Source organism: Ureibacillus thermosphaericus (assembly GCF_012396605.1).
Classification (GTDB): domain Bacteria; phylum Bacillota; class Bacilli; order Bacillales_A; family Planococcaceae; genus Ureibacillus; species Ureibacillus thermosphaericus.
In genome coordinates, this window is record NZ_JAAXPW010000013.1 from 45,700 (window position 1) to 71,043 (window position 25,344).

A 25,344-nucleotide genomic window follows, 5' to 3' on the forward strand; every position below is an offset into this window, starting at 1 on the left:
TGAAAATGGAGTATTTGCTTGTTTAAAAAGGGTGTGATTAACATTCCACAATTCCTATGTCATTTCTCTTCAGAAACAACTATGGAACAATTTATAATATTAGAATTAAATGAGGAAAAAGAACTTTTTGAAAAACTACCAGATTACTATAGAAAATGTTACATAACTGACTCTGATTTAGAAGAGAGAATCAAAAATTTCGGACCAGCAGAACAAATATTAAAGAAACTTATACCTGATCCCGGAAAGACTATGTCGGGTGAGTTTGCAGAAATATTATCTTATCAGTTACTAATTGACATGTATAAAAATTCTGATTTTAATCTTTTTGGTCCTAAAAAGTGGCTTTGGAAAGTAGACCGTAATGAGCCAATGAAAAAAACGGATGTAATATTATTTGGAGTTAAAAATGCTGAAGTATCATCACCGGATGATCTTGTTGTGTCTGCTGAAATAAAGTCAAAAGCAACGGCAGGTGATTTTCATCCTTTACAAGACGCTATAGATGGAGCTAAGGATGACTATGTAAAACGAATGGCAATTACTCTTTCATGGCTGGAAGAACAATATATCAGATTAAATGATTCTTCGGCTTTAAACTCAATTAAGAGGTTTGTTAATGCAATTGAACCTAATTATGGACCTTATAAAAAACACTTTAAAGCTATAACTGTTATTGATAGTGATATGGTTTTAGTAGAGTTAGGACGTGAAATTGATTATTCAGTAAAAGTATTAAAAAAAGATTGGAAAAGAATTGAAAATGACTGTAAAGAGCTTGGGGCATCCTATGACAATGACACGAAGAAGCTTTCATTTAAAAATGTTAAAAGAGAAGACATTCTTCGAAGTAATAGTAGAAATAGAGACTTTATTCTCTACCTTTATGATTTATACAATTTTAAATTAGGTGATTATTCTGACGTGACAATAATATCGATTAAAAATTTAAAAAACTTTTATGAAAAAGTTTACAAGAATATAGTAACGTCATATAAGGTGACTGCAAATGAGTAATATTTTGGTAGATTGGATTCGGGATTCTAATTCTTGGAGAAATGCTATGGAATTAGATGTCCTTGAAAGGCAAGAGAAAGAGTATTCATTTTTAAAACAATCAGATGATTTTTATATCTCGCTATTTAATAAGGTTTATAAAGCATTATCAAGCGATGCTTATTTAACGGAAGAAAATCGCCAAGAATTACTTTTTATTGCAAAAGGGCTAGAAATTTACTCTATCCAAAGTACACGTGAAAACTTTTTCGGAGTCAATTATGCTGAAAATATGCTATATGCATCATCAATATATTACTTAACAGATTACTTTACAACCTCTTCAATATTAGCAAGAATGTTTGAAACAGAGGATTATGAATCTGAGATAGATCGATTTATTCACGCATTTTTAATTAATAACAGGAACATTAGAAATCCATATATGGATAGACTTAATGATTTCTTGGAATCAGGAGATAAGCAAATATTAATTAGTATTATTAAACTAATCGATGAGAGATTAAAAACTTCGGACCCTTATAAGTATGTTCAACTATTATTGGCGAAGAGATTAATTGAAAAATTTAGTGAAAATAATATTTGGAATAGCCTAACTAGAGCAAATCCCGCAATTAATTGGAAAGATTTTGTTTTACATAAGCTGGAAAGTAGTTGGGTATTATTCCCTTCACAAGAAGCAGCTCTGAAAAAAGGGATACTCATTAATGATAATTCATTTTCTATTCAAATGCCCACAAGTTCTGGGAAAACTTCTTTATGTGAGATAGTCATTTATAATGAAATTGTTTACAAAAAGAGAAAAGTGCTTTTACTAGCTCCTTATAGAGCTTTGGCATCGGAACTAAAATATGCTTTTACTAAAAAATTTAGAAATCTTGGTTTAACAGTTAAAGCTATATATGGTGGTCATACGCCCACTAAAGAAGAAAAAGTTGAAATGGAAAATGTTGATTTATTAATATGCACTCCAGAGAAGTTTATGGCCATAGAAAATTATATTCCAAATCTTCATGAGACATTTTCAACTGTAATTTGTGATGAGGGACATTTACTTGATGATGAACACAGGGGTTTAAATTACGAACTATTGTTAGCAAAGTTCAAAAATAGTAGTACACAAGAAAAAAAGTATATTTACCTTTCCGCTATTATTCCTAATATAGCAACAATAAATTCTTGGTTGGGCGGAGATGAAAATACCCTTATAAAATCGGATTATAGGCCAACTAACTTAACTTATGGTTTTTTAATAGAGCAAGGTGACAATAAAAATAAATACTTCAATTTAAAATTATATTCCCAAAAAAATGGACTTGAAAAATCCTTGATAAACAAATTTTTAAGTGTTAAAGAGGATTACAAATATAAGAAAAGTTCTACTGGTAAAATAAACACATATAAATATAAAACTTATAAAACTAGAGCTATTTCAGTTGCTTTACGTTCGCTAAATAACGGTGTGGTTGCAGTATTTACTCCCCAAAAGGGTGAAAATGGTGTTAAAGGTCTAGCAGAAGAGATAATTAATCAAATTAGCCTGCTCAATTTTCCTAAACCTTTAGATTTTTCTAAAACTGAGGAATTAGAAAATCTAATAATATACATTGAACAGGTTTTTGGAAAGGATTATATATTAACAAAGTCTGTTGAGAATGGTTTCGTGATTCATCATGGTGATTTACCGCAATTTGTAAGGGAAGTAATAGAAAATAGTATTAGAAAAAAGATAGTACCTTTAATAGTTTGTACAAATACCCTTGCTGAAGGGGTTAATCTACCGATAAAAACTCTTGTGTTGCATACAATTAAAAGATTTAATTCTTCCTTAAAAATAATGGAGCCAATTAGAAAAAGGGATATAAAAAATATTATTGGCCGAGCCGGAAGAGCTGGTCAAGAAACTGAAGGGTTAGTAATTTCTGTAAATCCAAGTGAGTACAGTTATATCCAAGAAGTAATATCTGATGATCAAATAGAACCAGTTAGGGGATACTTGTACCAAATAATTAATGAAATTACAAACGAATTAAAAGAAGACAGATTGTTAATAACAAATGAACTCATTGATGAGCAAAGTGAAGAATTTAAAAGATTAATAGATTCAATTGATAAATCAATAATAGATTCTCTTTATGAAGAATCAACCCCTGATAATATTAGTGATATCCTTGAGAATTTAATAAATAAAACTTATAGCTACTTTCAATCTGACTACAATAATAAGTTAACGCTTGAGCATATTTTTAAATTAAGAGGCGAAGTTCTAAGTCCGTACTTAAAACGGAATGAAATTGGTATATTAAAACAAAGTGACTCAACAGTTAGAATATATGAAGACATTAAAGGGGTTATCAATTTAGGAGATGATTTTTGGCAAAATACTTCCCTTCCATTTACTGACGAAACTATTGGTTACCTACTAGATATTATATACTCTTTAAATCATCTAGAATTCGATTTTGAGCAATTTCATCAAGAAAATGATATTAATCTTACAAAGGGATTATTGAAAAAAGTAATATTAAACTGGATAGAGGGCGAATGGTATGGTGATATTTCAAATAAAACCAACGTTGAAGTTGAAGATGTTCTAAAAATAATGTTATTTATCGAATCCAATATCGTACCGGTTTTATCAAAAATAGTTACAATCGCTAAGATTGAATTGCAAAAACAAGGAATAATTATAAGTAAGGATCTTGAAGATTTAGGCCTATTTATTCAGTATGGTATAAACAGTCGTATTAATTTAATCTTAATAGAGTTAGGTTTTAGTGAAAGAATGGGAATTCTTTTTGTCGGTAATTGGATTAAAAATAATTTCTCAACGTTAAATTTAAATGATAAAGATACTATTGAAATGATTTTAAGAGAAAATAAAATAGAAATTATAGAGTATCTTAAAGAAACTGTTCCTCTTATTTCTTTAGATGCTTTTAGATCTAATTTGAGATATATATAGTTATATTTTATCTAGGTGTGGGAAGAAAGATAGTTTCTCAAGTATTATTTAAAGTTAGAATAGGCTGAGAAAGTCTAGAGTCCAATAAAAGTTAGGAAAAGTATGTATAAAATTTCACTGATAATAACAGGAATGAACATGAGAATAATATTAGATAGAATGAAGGTGCTACAATTCAATAGCTTTTTATAATGAATGGATCGTTCAAATTATTTCAGTACTAATTGAAGTGAGAAAAATTGCAACATTTTGGGAGAGATAAGGTATAACAATACAATTATTAGTGGAATGACTTATTTAGATTGGTGATTATTATTAGAATAAAGGATTTGAATATTTAAAAATTTTATATATGAGCATTTTGAACATTTTTCAACCCAAGAACTATAAGGTTTTCTAAAGCATAAAAAAGGACTTCACCCCTTATTTGTAGAATTTTGAAGTGACCAAACCACAAAAATCCATAAGGAGGAAGTCACTTTGTATATTCTACAAGAAAGTCTATTTTCCTTTGAAGAATTGCAAATTTTAGAGTCAAAAGAGAAATTACCGATTTTTTTTAGTGCTCTAGATTTGCGTCCTTATGCTAAACAATTGAAAAGTTCTTCACCCCAAGGGGCTGAAGGACATTCCAAAGAAGGGATATTAAGGGCTCTTATCGCTGCCCCATTAGAAGGTATTGATACTTTTACTTCTCTTCACAATCGATTAAAAAATGACCTGCGTTTTCGTTACCAATGTGGTTTAGATATTAGCAGGCCTGCACCATCCATCTCTACTCTTAGCCGAGTATTTTCTACACTAACCAAAACTGGACTTGTGAAAAGAATCTTTCAAGATCTCGTCCAGTTAGCTCAAGAGGAAGGAGTAATTGATGGAAAACATCAGGCTATCGACAGTGCCGCCATTGATGCTTATGAAAAGAAGCAGCCTAAGAAGCGAAGTGAACAAACAGGCAACGCCAATTGGGGGGCAAAGTTTGATTCCTTCGGTAATAAAATTACTTGGTTTGGCTATAAGATGCATCTTTCCGTTGACACCAAAAGTGAATTACCAATGGCGATTGAAGTAACCCCTGCTCATATCAACGATGGGGATGTCGCACCACAATTAATTGCACAAGTAAAGAGTTGTACAAACTCTAAAATTGATTTCCTGATAATGGATGGTGGGTACGACCAGCTAAAAAACTACGAATCCGCCAAGAACATCGGGGCTCAAGCTATTATTCCACTCAATTTGCGTAATGAAAAGGAGCCTCCCGAAGGAATTGCCTCCAACGGAACTCCACGCTGTTCGATGGGGTACGAAATGACTTATTGGGGCGCCAATAAGGATCAGCTCAAATTCAGATGTCCACACGCAACCGGAAAAGTGGATTGCCCATTAGGAATGGCAGCCTGTTCATCCTCCAACTATGGAATGGTAGTAAAAATTAACGTGAATAAGGATCTTCGCCGGTACTCTAATCCACACCGCGATTCCAAACGTTGGAAAGAACTTTACAATGAGCGAACCAGTGTAGAACGGTGCAATTCAAGAATGAAAAGTTATCTTACAGCGAACTCCCTGCATGTGTGGGGAATCGATAAAGTAAAAACTCATATTTACTTGAACGCCATCGTATTACTGGTTTCAGCTCTCGCAATGGCAAAAGAGAGTAAAAAGCAACAAACCGCTTAAAAAATTTTTAAAGCGAAAAATTCTGCAAGTACGCCCAAAAAAGGACAAACAGAATATTTGTAAACCAAAGATACAAAATACCCCAATTTATTTGGGTTTCTTTTAAAACTCTTTTTAATAAAAATCTAATTTTGCAAAACTCTCATATAACAAATATATTGCAGACAAAAATAAAGTGTGCTTTTTATTACTTAGTTTTACTGAATTTATATTACTACTTAAAATATATAAGACAAACACTGCTACATCAATATATCTGCGATCACCGCTCAAGGCATGTTGAGTGCGTTTCGCAGATAGTTTTAAAATGAAAAAATGAGGCAAGATTAGGCGATGGAGAATATCCTCGGTTAATTCATCGAAATTTAGGAATTGAAGTAATTCCTTTTTGAGCTTTTCAATCGTTTCGATTACATCCTCGCTTTCCATCAATGAAAGAAGTTCATTTTTCTGTTCCGTTAATTCAGTTAAATCCTTGTTTGTTGCTTCAATACTCTCTTGATATTCTTCATGTGTGATAATTCCGTCAGCTAACAGGTTGATGAATTTCCTTTTTCGATTTTTTAAAACATCCATCTGTTTGTTAATCTTATTGATTTTCTTTTAAGAATCCGATTTTGTACTTTTCGATTTTCTCTCCATCTTCTTTATATATTTCTCTTTATCAACTTGTTGAATTAAGGTTTGGATGTCATCTAGGATCGTTTCTTTGTAAGCGTAAAATAACGCCCACGAAAAAACACGTGGGCATTATTTTACGCTTATGAACATAAAGACCAAATGGCGATTTACAAACTGTACCATAATAAACCACTAACAGCCCAAGATGTAAAAATGCTTGAAGATATACTTTGGAAAGAACTCGGAACGAGAGAAGATTACGAAAAAGATTTTGGTGACACGCCGATTACAAAACTAGTTCGACAAATTGTCGGTTTAGATCCAAAAGCAACCAACGAAGCATTTTCCGAATTCCTTTCAGAGGAGCGGTTAAATCTAAACCAAATTCGATTTGTTAAACACATTGTTGATTATGTCATTAAAAACGGAACACTCGATAAAAAAGTATTACAACAAGAACCATTCAGATCAGTTGGCAGTATTGTTGAATTGTTCAAAGATAATATGGATGATGCAAGAAAAATCATTGGCATTATTGATGAGATCAATCGAAATGCAGAAGATATTGCTGGGGCATAGTTTTACTCGTGATGGGTGTTTTTCCTACTCCGAGTTTTCCATAATGACTAAAATTGGTCTGATATTATAATGAAGTCAGTCTTAGGAAGGAGAAAACGTATTTAAGTGAAGTCAAGAAGTATTATGATTATATTTTCGTATGTAAATATGCGATTCTATTAACTTCACTGCTGTTTATTAGGTTCTTTGTCAAATGGTGTTGGTGAATAAATGTTAGTGACATTATTTGGTAATATATAATCGGATGGCTTAGGGGAAATTCGAGGTTCCCCTAAGCTGTTTTGATTTTCGCTAAGTTTTGGGTAATGAATATTCGGTTTCTAAAGTGATAGAAGGATCGATAACCAAAAGAAATGCGTTTCATCACTTTGATTTTGTTATGAATCCCTTCTAAAATGTCGTTATTATAATCGTACTTTAGCGTATTCTCGACGTAATTGAGTAAGCGTAAAATAACGCCCACGTTTTGGCGATTACATTTTGTCAGAGTTTTGTCACATGTCTCATTTTTTGTGTAAAAAATGATGCCGGTTGTATCCACCAACACCAAATATTATAGAGCCTTTTTTATAGAGAAGTGAAGAAAGGTCGTGACAGCCTAAGAACCGTGAGCATGAATTTGTACTAAAAAACTGGCCAACTTCACTGTCCTTATTAGAATCAGGTTCATTATGTTGGATCATTGAGATCGTGTATAAGAAAAGGGAATAGATGAGGTTATGTGAAGACTTAAAGAAATAATGGGGAAATCGTCAAGTCTACTGAACTCCGGTTTTCGAAGATATGAAAACAAATGCAAAAACAGCCCTTGAATGTGAAAAGAATGCCACTATCTACGCGCGGTGCAAAGTCGAGGTGGAAAGTGGTATTCGATTACATCAAGGGCAAGCGGTCGGTACATGAAAAGTATGGGTTGTGGCATAAAACTTAATGAAAGTAGTCGTTATCCGCCAGTACCTTTTGCTACTTAATATTCGTTACCCTGGTAATAAATTCAGCCAACACTTCGTACATCTTCACCACTTTGGATTTTAGTAAATTCATCGGGTGCAACGGAAGCTTTAACCTTCATGGCAATGAAATATACAATACCAGAAATTACTAATGACTGAATTGCAGGTAATCCAAATGGGTATACATACTGAGTAAGGTATCCAATAAAGGTTCCTACCACTAATGCTATAGTAGCCATCCAATTCCAACCTTTATTTTCAACCCACTGCTGCTTACGTACCAAGAAGAAATCACTCATCATGACACCAGCAATAGCAGGATAAATTAAAGCAGTCATATAAAGGAAATCGGTAAAATAATCTAAAATCCCTGCAAGTGCGATGATAATAGCAATAATTGTTCCTCCTAAAGTCAATAAAGCACGGCCGTAACCTGAGTTTACGTTTAGCATATTTGCAAGTGCTAAGCCCATACTGTAATTATTAACAAGTTGACTAGTCCAAGTTGCAAACCATAGGATCAAAAACCCCCAAACTGGGAAACCCATGTTTAACATAACCGTTACAATATCTGCTTCTCCAACTCCAACAGACATAATAGAACCAACATAAAACAGAGGGATCCCTACAGCAATTATTCCTAAAGGTATTAGTAAGTTATCTTTTATTTTTGGCTTGGCATATCTAGTGTAATCAGAAGCTATAACCCATTGAGACACATTAACACCAATAACAAGACTGACTGCTGCTAAAAAAGTCATATTAGGTTCAGGATCCCAATTAGAGATTGTTTCCCATCCTATGTTTTTTAGTGACAAATAGATTCCACCAGCTATTAATAGAAGGCCTGCTGGTACAGCAATATAATCGGTCCATTTCATTGATGAGTAGCCTATAATTGCTGGAAGAGCAAAAAGCAACCCAGCCACAATAGTTATCAATGCCCATGCGAGCCATTCGCTTTTATAATCAATTCCAAACATTGCTGAAATAGCATTTCCCGCAACTGCCGTCTGAAGAGCCCACCAACCCATCGACACGATGAAAATAGTTAGTCCAACAATAAACCTTGCTTGAATTTCCCCAAAGCTAGATTTTGCAATAACTGATGAAGATCTTCCTGTTTTAGCACCTATATATCCTTGAATAAAGTTACCTGGCCATTGGAATAAAACCATGGCAATAATTATGATCCACAAAATTTCAGATAATGAAAATCCTCCGACAAGTGATGCACCAACCATTAAAACTGGAATAGTAAATTCAAGTCCTCCAAAAATAATTGCAGGGGTTAACCAGTGTTGCCTCTCATTTAAAGGTACTGGGGACAATGCCTCATCTTTTCCCATTGTTGATTTGTTATTCATTTCCACCACGTATCCACCTCATTTTTTTAAATATTTAGATAATTTTTCGGGCTTTTTTTAACATTTGCAAATTAGTTCACGGGTATAATGATTGAAAGACTCACACCCGTCTTTTGTCACTAACACAATATTTTCAATTCTTACTCCGAACTTTCCATCAATGTAAATTCCTGGTTCTATACTTATGACCATTCCTTCCTCAAGGAGTTGCATATTTTTATTTGTTATAAAAGGTTCTTCATGGACTTCTATTCCTATTCCATGTCCTGTCCTATGTGTAAATTGCTTTCCGTAGCCTGCTTTAGTTATAATATCCCTTGCTTTTTTATCAATTTCTTTTATAGGAACTCCCGGTTTAACTGCTTTAACTGCTTCCTCTTGGGCTAACTTAACAATGTTATATATTTCTTTCATTTCATCACTAACTTTTTTTCCAACTACTATAGTTCTAGTCATATCAGAACAATAGTGATCCTTTATTCCGCCTAGATCAATAACTACCATATCTCCTTCTGATATTATTGTTTCGTCCGCCTGATGATGAGGAATAGCTCCGTTTTTCCCTGCTCCAACAATCGGTGGAAAAGATAATGTCTCAACATTATGTGTCTTAAACAATCTCTTAATTTCATTAACAACTTCAATCTCTGTTTTGCCAGGTTCAATAAAAGCTATTGCCTTTTCCATTACATCATCTGCTATGGATCCTGATTTTCTCAATAACTCTATTTCTAACTGATCTTTATATAGTCTCAACTTTCCTATGACATTAGTGCTTTCTACAAAGTGAATATTGGGATTCAGTCGCATTAACTGTATTAAGTTTTGGCTCGGCCACTGGTTATCTATCGACACAATACCTGATTTAGGTAAGTTACTATTTAATATTTCTATCGAGTGTTCACCATCTTTCCAGAATATTGACTCGAATAAGGAAAGGTTTCTAATTTCTTCTTTGGCCATTTCATGAATAACCATGATTGGTGGTCCTGATTTTTTAATTACAATGGCTTGCAATCTTTCATGCGAATCTAACCATGTTCCACTGAAATAAAAGAAATTTGGTGGTGATGTCACGATTAGTGCATCTATATTTTGTTCTTCTAATAATTGCTGAGCTTTTTGAATACGTTGTTGATATTCCAATGCAACCTCCTCCTTTTTATTGAATAAAAGTAAGACTTTCCTCCATAGAGGACAAATCAAACTACTTGCCTTTCATAATAGGAGGAAATGTCCCTTTTAAGTTAATTTCAAAGATGTTTATTTAAGAATAAAAATTATTTATCTAGAAACTAAAGCCCAAACTATTTCACAGTCGTCTTGCCCGTCATTATAAGCCCAATGTTCTTCATTATGTGGAATAAACGTTGCTTGTCCTGCCACGACTCTATATTCTTTTCCACCACTCATCGTTAGTATGGAGCCTTTTATTACTAACCCATATTCGTCTTCTAGATGGGAACCTGTTCCTTGCAATGGTATTCGCGCACCTGGGGGAATAGAAACTATCCCAAAAACAGTCCGTCCTCCATCAACTACTGATTTATCAAATAGGGTTTTCATGGTTACATTGTTTCGATCATGTTGCTTAATATCACTTACTGTAACAATTTCCAATTATTTTTCCTCCAGTTCCTTACGTTCTGCTGAGATTTCCACTACTTCTAACGTGTCTGGATTTAATGTAACACCGTAATCCCTTTGAGCTTGTTCCACTGTGATGTATTCATTTTTTACATCCCAGATCACTTTATCAATAGGTCTTTTAAGTGGATTACCATATCCACCACCTGTACCTGTGACAAGTCGAGTAACATCATTTTTATTTAATCGATATTGATTATACTTACCGAATGGAGCAGATACTTCTCCGTTACTATTCACGAACTCAAAGTAGTTAGTTGAGCCATCTTTACCGCCATTGGCTCCCCAAGGTTTATATTTATGACGTCCGAAAGAACCCGTAAAGTATTGGTTGTCTGTAAGTGAACGATACGAACGTACTACTCCATAACCACCTCGGAATTCTCCTGCACCTGCTCCATCAGTATTTAAACTATATTCGTCGACTAGCACTCCGTTTCTAGTTTCACAAACTTCTATCGGAATGTTAAAAGTTTCCCCATCTAGTATACAGAACTGACCAGAAGCCCCATCTTTCTCTTTGTCTCCTCCCCATCCACCGACGGAAGGCTCAACAATTAAGAAAGGTTCATTCGTATCTTGATGTTTCCCAGAAAGAATTGCTACACATACAGATAAGAAATGTCCAGCAGATAAACGGTTTGGTATTACTGGTGCTAATGCTTTCCAAATTAAGTCTGATCCGAATAACATTGATTCCCAATACATAGAGACAGGTGCTGGTCTCACTGCATTAAATATAGATCCTTTGTCTGAAATTACACGAAGTGGTCGGAATGAACCATCGTTAACATCTTGTGATGGATTGGTTATAGCTAGGTAAATAGTTCTAACTGCAGAGACTAAGCCTGTTAACGTGGAATTGATAGATCCTGTTACTTGGGGATGACTTCCACGAAAATCACATATAAATTCATTGTCCGTAATCTCAACTTTTACTTTTACATGGAACGGCCCTTTTTCGATTCCATCATCGTCAATATAGTCTTCAGCCGTATAAACGCCTTTCGGTAATTCTCTTAAAGATTTAAGTGCTAGTTGTTCACCATGGTCTAAAAGATAATGAATGGAGTTCACTACTGTTTCTTTACCATATTTTTCACATAATTCTTGAACCCGTCTTTCTCCAGTTTTTAAAGCTGCTACTTGAGCCCATAAATCACCAAGAGAAAGATCTGGGAATCTAACGTTGGCACGAATTATTTCAACTACTGCTTGATTTAATTTACCTTCCTCAAATATCTTTACACATGGGAATTGAAGCCCCTCTTGATATATTTCAGTTGAATTTGTTGACATTGATCCAGCGTCTTTCCCTCCAACTTCTGTCCAATGCGCTTTATTAGCAGAGAAAGCTATTAATTCTCCATCATAGAAGATTGGCATTACGAGTCCCACATCACATAGATGGGAGCCTCCGCCTCCATATGGATCATTGATTAGAATAATGTCTCCAGGTTTTAAGTCCCCCGATTTATTATACTTCTCGACAGTTTCACGCACCATAAAGCTTAGCATTCCAATAAATCCAGTTACTCCGTTTCCTTGAGTTAACAATTGCCCTTTTGAATCCGTTAAACCACTTGCATAGTCTAATACTTCATATATAATAGGACTCATTGATGTTCGTGCTAATGCATAGAACATTTCTTCTCCGATTGCAATTAAAGAATCCTTTACAATATCTAATGTAAATGAATCCACTTTAGGTTTACCTGTTTTCACCATGATCTTACACCCCCGTCTTAATAATTAAATTTCCGTATATATCGACAGTTACTGATTGGTCAGGATATACTACAGTTGATGCAGATGATTCTTCGATTATTGCTGGTCCTTCTATGATTGCATCTGTATTTAGCTTGCTTCTATCAAATACTTTTGTATCAATCCAGCCATGATCTTCATATAAAACTGGTCTAACCTCTTTTAACGCATCTTGCAGTGACAGACCATTATGTTCCATTTTAGACAATTCAGGCTTTTGAACAGAACCAAGGGCTATTAGATGTACATTGACAATTTCTGTTGGAGAGTCTTCAAGTTTAAATGTATATAATTGCTCGTGAGTATCATGGAATTTTTTAATCACATCTGCCATTGTGTCTTTTGTTACAACACCATTTGGGACAGGTACTTTTACTGTATGTTCTTGGCCGATATAACGAAGGTCAACATATCGTGTAAATAAGACTCTATCTTTTTCAACGCCTTCATCTTCATATTGGCTAATAGCCTTAATTTCTTGTTGAACTAACAGCTTATTGAATTCTTCATAATCTATATCATCTACACGTCGAATAAAAGTTTGAATGTAATCATGACGTAAATCGGTCATCAGCATTCCCCATGCAGAGAAAACAGAAGATGCCACTGGAACAATTACTTTTCTAACTCCAAGCTCTTTTGCAAGTGCAGGAGCATGCATGGAGCCTCCACCACCAAATGACACTAACGTAAACTCACGAGGATCGTATCCTTTTCTAACAGAGATTAATTTAAGCGCATTTAACATATTGGAATTTGCAATGCGAATAATACCTAGTGCTGCTTCGTCAACAGAAACTTCGAATTTATTTGCGATTTTTTCTGCAATGACTTCCTTTACTTTCTCCATATCAACATCATTATCAAAGTTTTTAGGGGAAAGTCGACCTACTACTAAATTGGCATCTGTAGTCGTCGGCTCTGTTCCACCTTTTCCATAAGCAACTGGTCCAGGAAGAGCTCCGGAGGATTGAGGTCCAACTCTCAAAGATCCGCCGTCATCTATCCAAGCTATTGAGCCCCCACCATTTCCAATTTCAACAATATCAACAACAGGAACCTTGATTGGATATCCCGCACTTCGCTCATTACGTTCAATGTTGTATTCTGTCGTAACCTTAACATCTCCACCATCGATAAGCGAACACTTAGCCGTTGTGCCACCAATATCAAAAGCTATAATGTTTTCTTCACCAAGAATTTTTCCTAAAATGGCAGCTCCGTATATTCCTGCTACTGGTCCAGATTCAACCATATTAATTGGTGTTTGCTTTGATTGTTCAAATGTTGTGGTACCACCATTAGATTGCATAATATATTTGTTTGAATCTTTTTCAATTTTGCTAAGTTCTTTTTCAAGACGATCAATATATGTAGAAGCAATAGGCTTTACATATGAGTTTAATACTGCTGTACTAGTACGTTCATATTCTCTCCATTCTCTCGTTACCTCATGAGAAGCAGTTACAGCAACCTCAGGCCACACTTCTTTAATATATTTTACTGTTTCAATCTCATGAACTGGATTGCTATAGGAATGAAGATACGAAACTGCAATCGCTTCAACATTTTCTGATTTAAAATATTCAATAATTTCTTTTAATCTATCAACATTTAGCTTTTCAATTATCTCACCTTTATAATTTAAACGTTCTTCTATCTCTTTGCGTAAATAGCGAGGAACAAAAGGCGTTGGTTTTTTATATTGAATATTAAAAAGATCAGGTCTATTTCCTCGAGCGATTTCTAATACATCACGAAAACCTTTTGTGGTAATTAATCCAGTTTTAACTCCTTTTCTTTCAGTTAGTGCATTGATGATTACGGTAGTTCCATGAATAAATGTATCTAATAGTTTAGTATCGATACCACTTTCCTTAATAACATTTAATACGCCATGTTCAAAATTAGGAGGTGTTGTATGACTTTTTGCTACACCGATTTTACCTGTTTCATCGATATAAACTAGATCAGTAAATGTCCCCCCAATATCTGTTGCAACTCTCATAATTTAACCACCTTTCTCAATCCATAATTAATAAAAAGTAATCAGTTATTAAAATATAACTGGTGTTACTACAGCAAGAACTTTGGCATCTACTTCTAAAGGATTGTTTACAGAGTGAAGTAAATGCGACGGAAAATGAATAGAGTCTCCTGCTTTCAAAAAATATTCCTTACCATCTACGTTAAACAATAATTCTCCTTCGAGAACATAATAAAACTCTTCTCCTGGATGGCTAAAAGATTTCTCTATTGTAGGTCCTGGCGGATACGTAACAAGTAACGGTTCAATATTTCTTCCAGAAAATTCTCCACCAAGTCTCGTATAAACAACCCCTGATCCTTTTAATTGGAACGGCTTTTGTTCTTCCTTTTTGACATAATAATTTTCGTTTTTATAATCTTCAAAAAAAGTAGTTATAGGGACTTCCAAAGCATCTGCAATCTTTTTTAATGAAGTTATCGCAAGCGATGACGATGCTCTTTCAACTTGGGATAAAAAGCTTATTGATAATCCTGTTTTTTCACTCAACTCCTTTAAAGTAATTTTCTTTTCTGTTCTTAATTCTCGAATTCGCTTTGATAATTCCTCCAAACCACTACCTCCAAAAAACGACTTTCTATGATATCACAGTATTACTAAAAATATTTAAGTAATACTGTAATTATTATGTTATCACAAAATTATCAGAATTGAATATATTTTTTAAAAAAAGTGACAAATTAAAAATATGTATTATTTTCAAGTACTGATATATGTTCTTTTCTTGGCATCTAAAATACATAATTCCTGTATAACTGTAATTATCAATTTTTTTAGACACTAAAAATATTGGTGAAATGTATTCACTGACGATCTGTAGAAGGTAAAAGCTCAGCAATTAGCAAGAAAAATTCATGATTATATCTGGAGTGAATCTGGATACCAAGATATACAGGATGCCGAAACAAAGGATGGAATTGGATATAAAAGAGTTGGAAAACCTAAGTTCGCAACCTTAACCACTCAAAGACAACGGTGTTTAATTCTCCATATAGGAAAAAAAGAAAAAAGATTAGGTCTTAGTGTGCAAGAGGAAATTGATAATTTGCTCGGTAGAAAATTCGAAAGGAAAGATTATGAAGTTGAGAAATATCCTCATGAAGCCTATATCCGATTAGAATGGGTAGATAATTTTGAACAAATCCAATCGTACATTGATTTAGCGTATCAATTGCGATAACAAACGAAAACAAAGCATTAATTCATAGTTAAGGCAAAATATTTTCCTTTTTTCAGTTTTAAGGCTATGTATATACGGAGTAATAAAAATGTGGCAATCAATTTTTGATTTAATAAATAATGTTTTTTTGGTTTTATTGATACCTGAACCTGTTGGATATACCTAATCCTATACGATTATTAGAAAAGGTCAATCTAATACAACCAATTAAGTGATATAGAATGGAGAGAAAGAAAAAGAGATATTATTTTCAGTTCAGAAAAGATATCAATGAATATTTCTTAGAGATACTTAGGGAAAGAATTCCGTATTTCCTTACATTTTATCGGCAAAAAAGCCAATTAGATAATATTTGTGCGATTAGTTTTGGGGTTGGTTGCAGTGATTGCACGTATTTTGTTTTGTTGAGCGACATGTTGAGCGACAGAAAGAATGTAGTATTTGTGTATCCGGGGTTCAGCAAAAATAACAGCCCAATATACAGCTCCATTAAAGAAAAAGAGGCTCTTGTTAGAGAAAGAATTGGGGAAAAGGTTGTATTTAAGGGTAATTAAATTTTTGTAGAGTTCGAGCTATTAAAAAGCGTGGAGGGCACAGTAGATTAATTGGTAGATGTAATTGAGGAAAAATGATTGTTGTGTTATTGAATTACAACTATTATCAAGACCAAGATAATTAAGAGATTTGGGAATACCATCCATAAGGAAAATGAAGGAGTAGAGAGGGGCATACGTAAACTTATTCATACATATGTTTATAATTTTGACTATAGTATATTTTTTATTATCAGATTATTATTATCTTAGGAGCAATTGACTTAAATTTACAGGAAATCATTTATAGGAGTTGTAGCTATGATAAATAATTGGCAAATTCCGAGAAATAAAAGGAAATTGTATCCAGTAGTTGATATCCTTTCGCTTTTCACATTACAAACATTAGGAGAAAATTGGAGCAGCAACTTAAATAGACAACTGGACTTTGAAGCCGAGTTAGAACGCTTCGGGCTAAAAAGACCAGGACAAAGGCGTGACAGACGGGCAGGTGGAGCTCGAACCTATGAATCTTGGCTATTTAATTTGGGGCTTATTTTTAAGGAAACAAATACGGGTATTATCCGAACAACATTAGCAGGTGAGGCATTATTAGCTGGACAGCCTCCTGTTCCTATTATCACAAATCAATTAATGAAATTGCAATATCCTTCTCCGTACTCAATTAGAAGCCGAGTAAACATTCATTATCGTTTTCAAATTAGACCGTTTAGATTTTTGCTGCGACTACTTGCAGATAATAGAATTCAGACGTTGTCCAAAGAGGAAATTGGCCGCTTTGTAATTACAGAAGGAGAGAACGAATCAAGGAGCTGCTTTGAACATGTAGTACAAAGGATAATCAGCTACCGTTCATACGGGGATGAAGTTTTACCTCCTGACTTTGAAGAGCGGTATCGAAGTAGCACAACAGGTTTGCGTACAAGGGAGCAGACTCTGTCTTATTTGGAGGACATAGCAAATACATTCATAAACTATTTAGAGTACACACAACTTATTGAAAGAAACTCAAATGGCAGTATTTACATACCACAAGAAAGAATTAGTGATGTTGAAGCAATTTTAAACGATGGCACAAATCTAAGAAGGCTTGATGCGAACCATCCTTATGGTATTGAAATATTTCAAAGAAATTTTGGCTTAGCTCCTGGGCAAAATCGAGACAACCGAAGTTTTGGTGGACAAACAGTTACTGATACCATATATAGAGAGAGGCGAATTCGGAGCAATTTATTGCACATTGCTGGAACGAGGCCAATCACCAGCTTTACAGCCTCCTTGGTTAGTGAAATTGCCGATTTAACTGGCTACACTGTTCGAGAAGTAGAAGATGCATTTGATGATTTCCGGCCAGATACGTTTAGCCAATTCGAAGCGAGTTATCTAAATATGGCGACAAGCGGTACTGAACTTGCAAGGGAATTCGAGACTGCCACTCAAGCCATCTTTGAACAACTGGGTTTTCGAGCAGAACATGTAGGAAATCATGCCTTGCATCCTGATGTATTTGTAGAGTCGCCATTAAATTACTCTGGAATAATAGATACAAAAGCGTACGTAAGATATGTCATCAATAATGACCATAGAAATCGGATGATCAACAATTATATACCAACCTACCAAAACCAGCATGGCAATCTCGAATTCTTTATGTATGTTGCCCATGGATTCGGAAACAACATAGACTTTCAAGTTCAAAATATTGCTGACAGAACTAATGTAAATGGCAGTGTTATTACTGCCCGTAATGTAATCAGACTGCTTCAACGCAACTACGCTAATCCAATTGATCATAATATACTAAGGACTCTGTTTACGAAAAACTCACGTATAACGATAGCGGATATAGACTCCTTATAGACTCCTGTTTAAGGGGTCTTTTTTAAGGCAAGACTTGTTAATTCTCAACCAAACATTTATAGTGTATAATTTAATCTACCGAACAAAAGTACGAACATTTGGAGTTGACATAAATGATATTCAAAAAAGGAGAGTTGTTTTGTGGTCCGGGCGGTTTAACGCTTGGTGCAAAAATGGCACAAGTTGAAAAGGATGGAGTAATCTACAAAGTTGAACATGAATGGGCAAGTGACTATGACGAAGATACTTGTGAAACTTACCGCTATAATATATGTCCTGACAAGCCAGAAACAGTTATATGCGAAGATGTACGCAAATTGGATATTGCCAGTCTTCCAGAAATTGATGCCTTTGCTTTCGGATTCCCATGCAATGACTATAGTATTGTCGGAGAGTCAAAGGGATTAGAAGGAGAGTTTGGCCCATTATATTCATATGGAATTAAAGTTTTAAAGCACCATAAGCCTAAATGGTTTATCGCAGAGAATGTAGGCGGTTTAGAGTCTGCAAATGAGGGGCAGGCATTTATTAAAATACTCCAAGAGATGGAGGATGTTGGATATAATATTACTCCCCATCTTTACAAATTTGAGGAATATGGAGTGCCGCAAGCACGTCATAGGATAATTATTGTAGGCATCCGCAAAGATTTGGGATGGTCATTTAAAGTTCCGAAAGCTCCCTATAAAAATCCTGCAGATTGGAAAACATCCCGCCAGGCGTTGGAAGAACCGCCTATTCCAGAAGATGCCTTTAACCATGAATTTACAAAGCATCAAACTAAAGTAGTAGAAATGCTGAAACATATTCCGCCTGGAGAAAATGCTTGGTATGAAGGGATACCTGAACACCTAAGATTGAATGTGAAGGGTGCTAAACTGTCAAATATCTATAAACGGTTAGACCCTAATGCACCTGCTTATACAGTCACGGGTAGTGGAGGTGGCGGCACGCATATGTACCATTATGATGAGCCGAGAGCTTTAACTAATCGTGAAAGGGCAAGGCTGCAGACGTTTCCGGATTGGTATAAATTTATAGGTGGTAAGGAGAGTGTTAGAAAGCAAATAGGAATGGCAGTTCCACCGGAAGGGGCAAAAATTATTATTGAAGCTGTTTTAAAATCCTTTGCTGGAATCCCATATGAAACCGAACCTTCTAAGTGGGAAGACGAGCTCAGCGAGATGTTATCAGCAGGGAAAACACAAAAAAGCAGAAAAGGTTCAACAACAAAACAAAAAGCAAAAAATCAAAGTAGTGCCGAATCTCTTAATGAAGAACAGATGGAGTTTTCAATTTAGCATTTATTCTGCCTTGACTAACTGCCTTATAGTCAAGGCTTTTTATTTTGGTTTTTAACCTTATCTATAAAATTTGAGATATCATTGACTACAACATCTAAATCCTTCTTTATTTCATGTTCCCATATTCTTTTTATATGCCAGCTGTTCTTTTTATAATAATCATTTACTTCTATATTCCGTTGTTGATTACGTAAGAGCTTTTTATCCCAATATTCCTGATTGCTTTTTGGTTTGTTGCCGTGGATGGGGCATACATGCCAAAAACAGGAGTCTATAAAGATCACTATTTACTGGCTGTTGCTCTTGTGGCAGTGGTTGCTACGTACAAGAACTGGAAAAAAGGAAGATTATAATTGATTTTCTTTATCTCGACCTAAGTGTATGTATGAGGTGTCAAGGAACTGAAACTAACCTCTATGATGCAGTCAATGAAGTATCTACAGTATTAAGTGAGGCAGGATTTGAGATAGTAGTTAATAAGATTAATATAAATTCGAGGGAGTTAGCCATTAAAAACCATTTTTTAAGTTCTCCAACAATTCGTGTAAATGCCAGGGATATTGCTCTTGAGGTTAAGGAATCTTCCTGCAAAGAATGTGGAGATCTATGTGGTGACTCTGTGGATTGCAGAGTTTGGGTGCAGGATGGTATAGAGTATACGGAACCACCAAAATCCATGATTATCAACGCCATTTTGAAAGAAGTTTATAGTGGCCATGGTTCAATCCCTTTATCAAATGAGAAATATGAAATCCCACAAAACTTAATTACATTTTTTGATAGCTTAAAAAGAAAGAAGGATTGATTTAACATGAGTAAGGAACAAAATAGTGGAATTGGATTTTTTGAAAAGTACTTAACCGTATGGGTTATTTTATGTATGTTTGCAGGGGTATTGATTGGAAAGTTTTTACCTGGAATCCCAGCGTTTTTAGGACGTTTTGAATATGCAAATGTATCAATACCAATGGCGATTTTAATCTGGCTTATGATATATCCAATGATGCTAAAAGTAGATTTTCAAAGTATTAGAAATGTAGGCAAAAATCCTAAGGGGCTTTTTGTTACATGGATAACTAACTGGCTGATAAAGCCTTTTACCATGTTCGGCATTGCATGGCTGTTTTTCTTTGTAATTTTTAAATCTCTAATTCCGGCAGAATTGGCACAAGACTATCTTGCGGGAGCAATACTTCTTGGAGCGGCACCGTGTACAGCGATGGTATTTGTATGGAGTTATTTGACTAAAGGCAATGCGGCTTATACCGTCGTGCAAGTAGCAACAAATGATCTTATAATTCTCATAGCTTTCACGCCCATAGTTGCGTTTCTTCTAGGTGTGGGCGGTGTAACCATACCCTGGGACACTCTTGTTTTATCTGTAGTATTGTTTGTTGTTATCCCGCTGGCTGGTGGTATAATTACCCGTAATTACATCACAAAAAAGCGAGGACTCGATTACTTTGAAAAGAGTTTTATACCGAAGTTTGGGAATATCACTACCATAGGTCTATTGCTAACATTAATAATAATCTTTTCATTCCAGGGCGATGTAATTCTGAATAATCCACTCCATATTGTTTTAATTGCTATACCATTAATTATTCAGACTTTCCTAATCTTTTTCATTGCATATCTAGCAAGTAAGGTTATAAAACTACCTCATGAGATAGCAGCGCCTGCTGGTATGATTGGTGCCTCTAACTTTTTTGAACTGGCAGTTGCCGTTGCGATTGCATTGTTTGGAACACAAAGCCCAGCTGCACTTGCTACCATTGTAGGAGTTCTAACAGAAGTGCCTGTTATGTTGATATTAGTAAAGATAGCGAATAATACAAGACACTGGTTTCCAGAAAAAAGCTAGAAAGGAGGTAATGCTTAGTGAGTAATAAACTAAAGGTCGCATTTATATGTGTTCATAATTCATGTCGAAGCCAAATAGCTGAGGCACTTGGTAAGCACTTTGCAGGAGATATATTTGAAAGCTACTCTGCTGGCACAGAAACAAAACCTCAAATTAACCAGGATGCTGTGCGCCTAATGAAAGAACTTTATGATATAGATATGGAGAAAAATCAATATCCAAAGTTGCTTGATGAAATACCTCCAGTAGATATTGTTATTACAATGGGGTGTAATGTGGAATGCCCTTACCTTCCATGTAAACACAGGGAAGATTGGGGGTTGGATGATCCTACAGGTAAGAGTGATGAGGAATTTAAAAAAGTAATATCAACAATAGAAACAAAAATAAAAGAGTTAAAAGCAAAACTAAAGTCATAATAATTATAACGCCAATTACAAATCTAGTAGTTGGCGTTATAATTATATATGTCGATATGTTCCCGCCTACCGATAGTGCAAAAAGTGCCTTTGACTTGTTCCCGACTACCGACAATGTAAAAGACATCAAACCACCCCGCTCGTTGCATTGCGAAGCGGTCGCGTGGTTGGAGTTGGTGTAATAATTAGTTAGAGGAATAGAAGAGAATGGGACAAAACCCCACTCTAAAATGAAAATAGCCCATGATCGGGATTGTATTAATAGATATGAATTTCCGAAAATACACAGTCAATAAATATTAACTGAAAAATGATGGAAAATGGGGAAAAAGAGAATTTGAGCTGTCTCAAATTCTCTTTTTTTAGTGCGCCTGGCATGGGTGTAATCTATAGGGTGTAAGTCCCGAACTGTGAAGGCAGAAGTAACAGTTAGCTTAACGCAAGGGTGTCCGTGGTGACGCGGAATCTGAAGGAAGCGCGCGGCAAACTTCCGGTCTGAGGAACACGAACTTCATATAAGGCTAGGTATCATTGGATGAGTTTGCTAAACAAAACAAAGTCCTTTCTGCCAAAGGTGGTACAAAGTAAATGAAGCAGATAGATGGAAGGAAAGATTACATTCTTACCCAGGGAGGTCTGACGGATACGTGAAGTACTTTTCATAACCTACTTAGCGATAGGTAGCTGAACCGTCAGAAGTCAGCAGAGGTCATAGTATTAGTTGGTTTAGAACTACTAAGAAGGACTGAACAATTAAGAGAGAATAGCCCTTGGCATTCAGGGAGTCATGATGAACACAGAAAACGTAGTACCTCACTTGAGGAAGGAAGCGGTGAATCCCGTGGGGGTCCTCTTGGAGGGTGGAGTGACCACTGGCATAAAGAGAACATCTATTCACGGAAGTTATGAAAACTTGCGTCAATTATCTTAATTGAACCGCCGTATACGGAACCGTACGTACGGTGGTGTGAGAGGACGGGAGTTAATCGCTCCCTCCTACTCGATTCTTGAAGCCAGTTATGTACCAGCCGTGTTCTTGTTCTGTCATCATGTCATTGGCATACAATGCTCCGTCGGAAAATAAAGGTTTCCCAAAAGAAGCAATCTGTCACAGTCTGGAATTACAAAACCGATTATTATAATAATTCCGTAAATAAAAAACTAATTATAGAAGATAATCAAATTTTTTACATTTAATCCTAAATAATGTAACATTATCAATAAATAGATATAAATAAGAGGTGATGTTTAAGAAAGTACTGGTTTAAATTTTTACATCTTTCTCCCACTAATGATGGAAATGATTTTTGAAAAAGAAATGCATCACGTTGAGTGTGTATTTCAGATGATTTTAAAGTAAAAAAATAAGGCAAAATGAGATTCCTTATCTTGCCTTAAAAAATTCCTAAGAAAATCTTCAGATCCTCTCTTCCTTTCTCTTCATAATTGTTACCTATACTGAATACGTCATATTAATAAAGAAATGACAAAACTTGACTACAATTCAATCAACTGCACCATACCTTTTCAATCAGTATATTAATGGAGGAATAAATATGAATAGAACTGTAGAAAAATTATTAGGGATTATCGGGCTGATAATTAACATTTTATCGGCAGTTCCGATTTTTTTTATGTTATTTTTTTAAATGGGATTGCAGATGATCCAATGTTTGAAAGAGAATTAGAAGATGCGTTATATTCAACCGGTTTTACTGAAGCGGATCTATCTTCAGTTTGCAAATGATTTCTTGGCATGGTTTAGTGGATTCAGTTGGTTTATTGGGATACTAACAATTATTGCAATTGTTCTTACGATTATTGCCCTCGTTAAATTAAAGAGTAACAGCAAACTGGCTGGAATTCTCTTTATTATTTCTGGTGTGATTTCCGGATTTATTTCGATTCAAGGTATTTTATTATTAATCGCTGGTACTGTGTGTTTAGTCCGCCAACCAAATCAAGATGAACCAATAATAAAAGTTGATGAAAATGGCTCTTTCCTTGAAGAATAAAGGGAAGCGCTATTTCGTTTTAAAGGCCATATTCGAAAAGATATTGTTAGGAAAAGGATATCCAACAACAGTGGAAACTTTTAAATTAAACTTAAATAACGATAGAAAAATGAACTTTATTTTCGGATGTGCAAATGGCATTATTCTATTATTAGATTATAGTAGCAACGTTTATTAAGAATAGTAATTAATATTTTTATTTGACGTAATAAAAAATAGGCATCTACATTGTAATCGGGTAGCTGCTTTTCTTATGTTTCACTTCCTCCAAGATCTTTCTTTTTGAAAGGTGTGTCTGAAAAGTTCCATCACTTGATTATTTTATTTTATCAGCAATATGAATTGTATATCCTTCACTATTTATTTGATAACTAACACTTGTTGCAAAATGTCTATTTTTCGGATAAATCAGCTTTAAATGGATTTTTCCATTTATTTTACTATTTGGTTTCACTGTCACATATCTAATTACATCATTTTGGATTCCGCTCGGTACGTTAATTCCAGAACTAATATATAATTTTGTGATAGGCTTAGCCACCCTAATTTCATCATCGGTTTGATTATAAATTCTTGTTTGAAATGTGGTGATAAATAGTAAATAATTATTAATTTTTACTTCAACTAAAACCCCATTCTCTTCACCTAAATATACATATTCCTTATGAAGAAGCTTACTAGAAAATAAAATAAAAAATATAATGATAATTAAATAAAATTTTTTTTTCATTTAATCACCCTATTTTCAAATTTTTTGATGATTTCTATATACCAATATTATACCATTTAGGTAAAAAAAGGGTGATATTTGAGATGAGATTAATTAATCATTTACTAGTATTTTTTGTTACTTTTTTTCTTTTTTTCACTAGTACATCTTTTGTAATGGCTTCCGAGATTAATAGAAATCCGACTCAAATGGAATTGGAGAAAAACATTAAATTAAGGAAAACCCTTGGATTTGATATAAATAGAAATCATGTATTATCAATTTTAAATGATGAAAACAAAGAAGAACGCTTTTCTTATGGATTTACAAAAGAAGAAGCAAAAGAATTTGATAGACGAATGAAATTCCAAAAAGATGAAGTACCGAAGATTAAGCAGAAGGTCTTTGAAAAAATTAATGAGAATAACATTGGTTCATTTTACATTGATCAGAAAAATAACGGAAAACTAATTTTGGGAATTACAGTAGGTACTCCAAAATCAACAATTGAAAAAATAAAAAAAGAGATTAATGAATTAACAACGGAATCTGAAAATGTTGAATTTATTTTTGTTCACTACCGTCGCATAAATGATGTCTGAATTTTCAGTTTTATTTTTTCTGGACTTTAGAGAAAAAACGAAAACACCTAAGCGAGGGTAGTAAACATCCATTTTTTTACTATAACCTATGACTTGTGCAACAACGACTGGCAAACCTTTATGGGACGCCGTTTCCTTCGATTTTTCGTAACCAAATGTGAGCGGATTTCCACAAAGAAGCCTTCAAATAG

At 34.5% G+C, this 25,344-nt stretch carries 21 protein-coding genes and 1 pseudogene; 13 read left to right on the forward strand and 9 right to left on the reverse strand.

Annotation, left to right across the window (positions count from 1 at the left end; translation table 11 throughout):
- The first annotated feature begins 18 nt into the window (after nt 1–18).
- The 3 genes from HF990_RS07175 (at nt 19) to HF990_RS07185 (ending at nt 5,665) form a co-directional block, all read left to right on the forward strand.
- On the forward strand, nt 19–1,017 hold the full coding sequence (locus HF990_RS07175; protein WP_168412287.1) for a Hachiman antiphage defense system protein HamA: 999 nt from the start codon (nt 19–21) through the stop codon (nt 1,015–1,017).
- Entirely contained in the window at nt 1,010–3,982 is a 2,973-nt protein-coding gene (locus HF990_RS07180) for a DEAD/DEAH box helicase (RefSeq protein ID WP_168412288.1), read from the forward strand. Before HF990_RS07175 ends, HF990_RS07180 begins: the two co-directional genes overlap by 8 nt.
- 480 nt (nt 3,983–4,462) lie before the next feature.
- Entirely contained in the window at nt 4,463–5,665 is a 1,203-nt protein-coding gene (locus HF990_RS07185; RefSeq protein ID WP_168412289.1) for a transposase, read from the forward strand.
- A gap of 114 nt (nt 5,666–5,779) precedes the next feature.
- On the opposite strand, the gene HF990_RS07190 is transcribed toward HF990_RS07185, so the two are convergent.
- The gene (locus HF990_RS07190; protein WP_168412290.1) at nt 5,780–6,241 is read right to left on the reverse strand and encodes a hypothetical protein; all 462 of its coding nucleotides are present in this window, start codon (nt 6,239–6,241) and stop codon (nt 5,780–5,782) included.
- Nucleotides 6,242–6,421: 180 nt separating this feature from the next.
- Here HF990_RS07190 and HF990_RS07195 point away from each other — a divergent pair.
- Nucleotides 6,422–6,865 (forward strand): annotated as a pseudogene (locus HF990_RS07195) (type I restriction-modification enzyme R subunit C-terminal domain-containing protein); the annotation flags it as partial.
- A gap of 271 nt (nt 6,866–7,136) precedes the next feature.
- Here HF990_RS07195 and HF990_RS15375 read toward each other — a convergent pair.
- From HF990_RS15375 to HF990_RS07230, 7 genes are all read right to left on the reverse strand, one after another.
- Nucleotides 7,137–7,412, reverse strand: coding sequence for a transposase (locus HF990_RS15375; RefSeq protein WP_409373613.1), 276 nt, complete (start codon nt 7,410–7,412; stop codon nt 7,137–7,139).
- A gap of 447 nt (nt 7,413–7,859) precedes the next feature.
- Nucleotides 7,860–9,185, reverse strand: a complete 1,326-nt coding sequence (locus tag HF990_RS07205) for a purine-cytosine permease family protein (RefSeq protein ID WP_184656228.1) — start codon at nt 9,183–9,185, stop codon at nt 7,860–7,862.
- 57 nt (nt 9,186–9,242) lie between these two features.
- A complete protein-coding gene (locus tag HF990_RS07210; RefSeq protein WP_168412293.1) occupies nt 9,243–10,331 on the reverse strand; it encodes a M24 family metallopeptidase in 1,089 nt (362 codons plus the stop codon).
- Between the two features lie 138 nt (nt 10,332–10,469).
- On the reverse strand, nt 10,470–10,805 hold the full coding sequence (locus tag HF990_RS07215; RefSeq protein WP_168412294.1) for a cupin domain-containing protein: 336 nt from the start codon (nt 10,803–10,805) through the stop codon (nt 10,470–10,472).
- Entirely contained in the window at nt 10,806–12,560 is a 1,755-nt protein-coding gene (locus tag HF990_RS07220; protein WP_168412295.1) for a hydantoinase B/oxoprolinase family protein, read from the reverse strand. It abuts the gene before it with no gap.
- Between the two features lie 4 nt (nt 12,561–12,564).
- The gene (locus HF990_RS07225) at nt 12,565–14,607 is read right to left on the reverse strand and encodes a hydantoinase/oxoprolinase family protein (protein WP_168412296.1); all 2,043 of its coding nucleotides are present in this window, start codon (nt 14,605–14,607) and stop codon (nt 12,565–12,567) included.
- A 48-nt stretch (nt 14,608–14,655) separates the two neighbouring features.
- A complete protein-coding gene (locus tag HF990_RS07230) occupies nt 14,656–15,198 on the reverse strand; it encodes a helix-turn-helix domain-containing protein (RefSeq protein WP_168412297.1) in 543 nt (180 codons plus the stop codon).
- Between the two features lie 472 nt (nt 15,199–15,670).
- On the opposite strand from HF990_RS07230, the gene HF990_RS07235 reads away from it, so the two are divergent.
- The 8 genes from HF990_RS07235 to HF990_RS07270 all read left to right on the forward strand — a co-directional run bounded on the left by HF990_RS07235 (nt 15,671) and on the right by HF990_RS07270 (nt 23,842).
- Nucleotides 15,671–15,826, forward strand: a complete 156-nt coding sequence (locus tag HF990_RS07235) for a hypothetical protein (protein WP_168412298.1) — start codon at nt 15,671–15,673, stop codon at nt 15,824–15,826.
- A gap of 221 nt (nt 15,827–16,047) precedes the next feature.
- Nucleotides 16,048–16,380: a hypothetical protein gene (locus HF990_RS07240; RefSeq protein WP_168412299.1), complete on the forward strand. Its 333-nt coding sequence runs from the start codon at nt 16,048–16,050 to the stop codon at nt 16,378–16,380.
- A 300-nt stretch (nt 16,381–16,680) separates the two neighbouring features.
- Entirely contained in the window at nt 16,681–18,240 is a 1,560-nt protein-coding gene (locus HF990_RS07245; protein WP_168412300.1) for a restriction endonuclease FokI C-terminal domain-containing protein, read from the forward strand.
- Between the two features lie 113 nt (nt 18,241–18,353).
- Nucleotides 18,354–19,541 carry a DNA cytosine methyltransferase gene (locus tag HF990_RS07250; protein ID WP_168412301.1) on the forward strand — a complete coding sequence of 396 codons (1,188 nt, stop codon included), beginning with the start codon at nt 18,354–18,356 and terminating at the stop codon, nt 19,539–19,541.
- A 388-nt stretch (nt 19,542–19,929) separates the two neighbouring features.
- The gene (locus tag HF990_RS07255) at nt 19,930–20,349 is read left to right on the forward strand and encodes a DUF2703 domain-containing protein (RefSeq protein WP_168412302.1); all 420 of its coding nucleotides are present in this window, start codon (nt 19,930–19,932) and stop codon (nt 20,347–20,349) included.
- A 6-nt stretch (nt 20,350–20,355) separates the two neighbouring features.
- The gene (gene arsB, locus HF990_RS07260) at nt 20,356–21,408 is read left to right on the forward strand and encodes an ACR3 family arsenite efflux transporter (RefSeq protein ID WP_168412303.1); all 1,053 of its coding nucleotides are present in this window, start codon (nt 20,356–20,358) and stop codon (nt 21,406–21,408) included.
- 17 nt (nt 21,409–21,425) lie between these two features.
- Entirely contained in the window at nt 21,426–21,827 is a 402-nt protein-coding gene (locus HF990_RS07265) for an arsenate reductase ArsC (RefSeq protein ID WP_168412304.1), read from the forward strand.
- Nucleotides 21,828–23,518: 1,691 nt separating this feature from the next.
- Nucleotides 23,519–23,842, forward strand: a complete 324-nt coding sequence (locus tag HF990_RS07270; protein WP_168412305.1) for a DUF4064 domain-containing protein — start codon at nt 23,519–23,521, stop codon at nt 23,840–23,842.
- Nucleotides 23,843–24,158: 316 nt separating this feature from the next.
- On the opposite strand, the gene HF990_RS07275 is transcribed toward HF990_RS07270, so the two are convergent.
- Nucleotides 24,159–24,572 (reverse strand): hypothetical protein, encoded by a 414-nt coding sequence (locus HF990_RS07275; protein WP_096549690.1) that lies wholly within the window; start codon nt 24,570–24,572, stop codon nt 24,159–24,161.
- Nucleotides 24,573–24,655: 83 nt separating this feature from the next.
- Here HF990_RS07275 and HF990_RS07280 point away from each other — a divergent pair, with 83 nt between their 5' ends.
- Complete coding sequence (locus tag HF990_RS07280; RefSeq protein WP_168412306.1) at nt 24,656–25,153, forward strand: hypothetical protein; 498 nt, start codon at nt 24,656–24,658, stop codon at nt 25,151–25,153.
- Nucleotides 25,154–25,344: the final 191 nt, after the last annotated feature.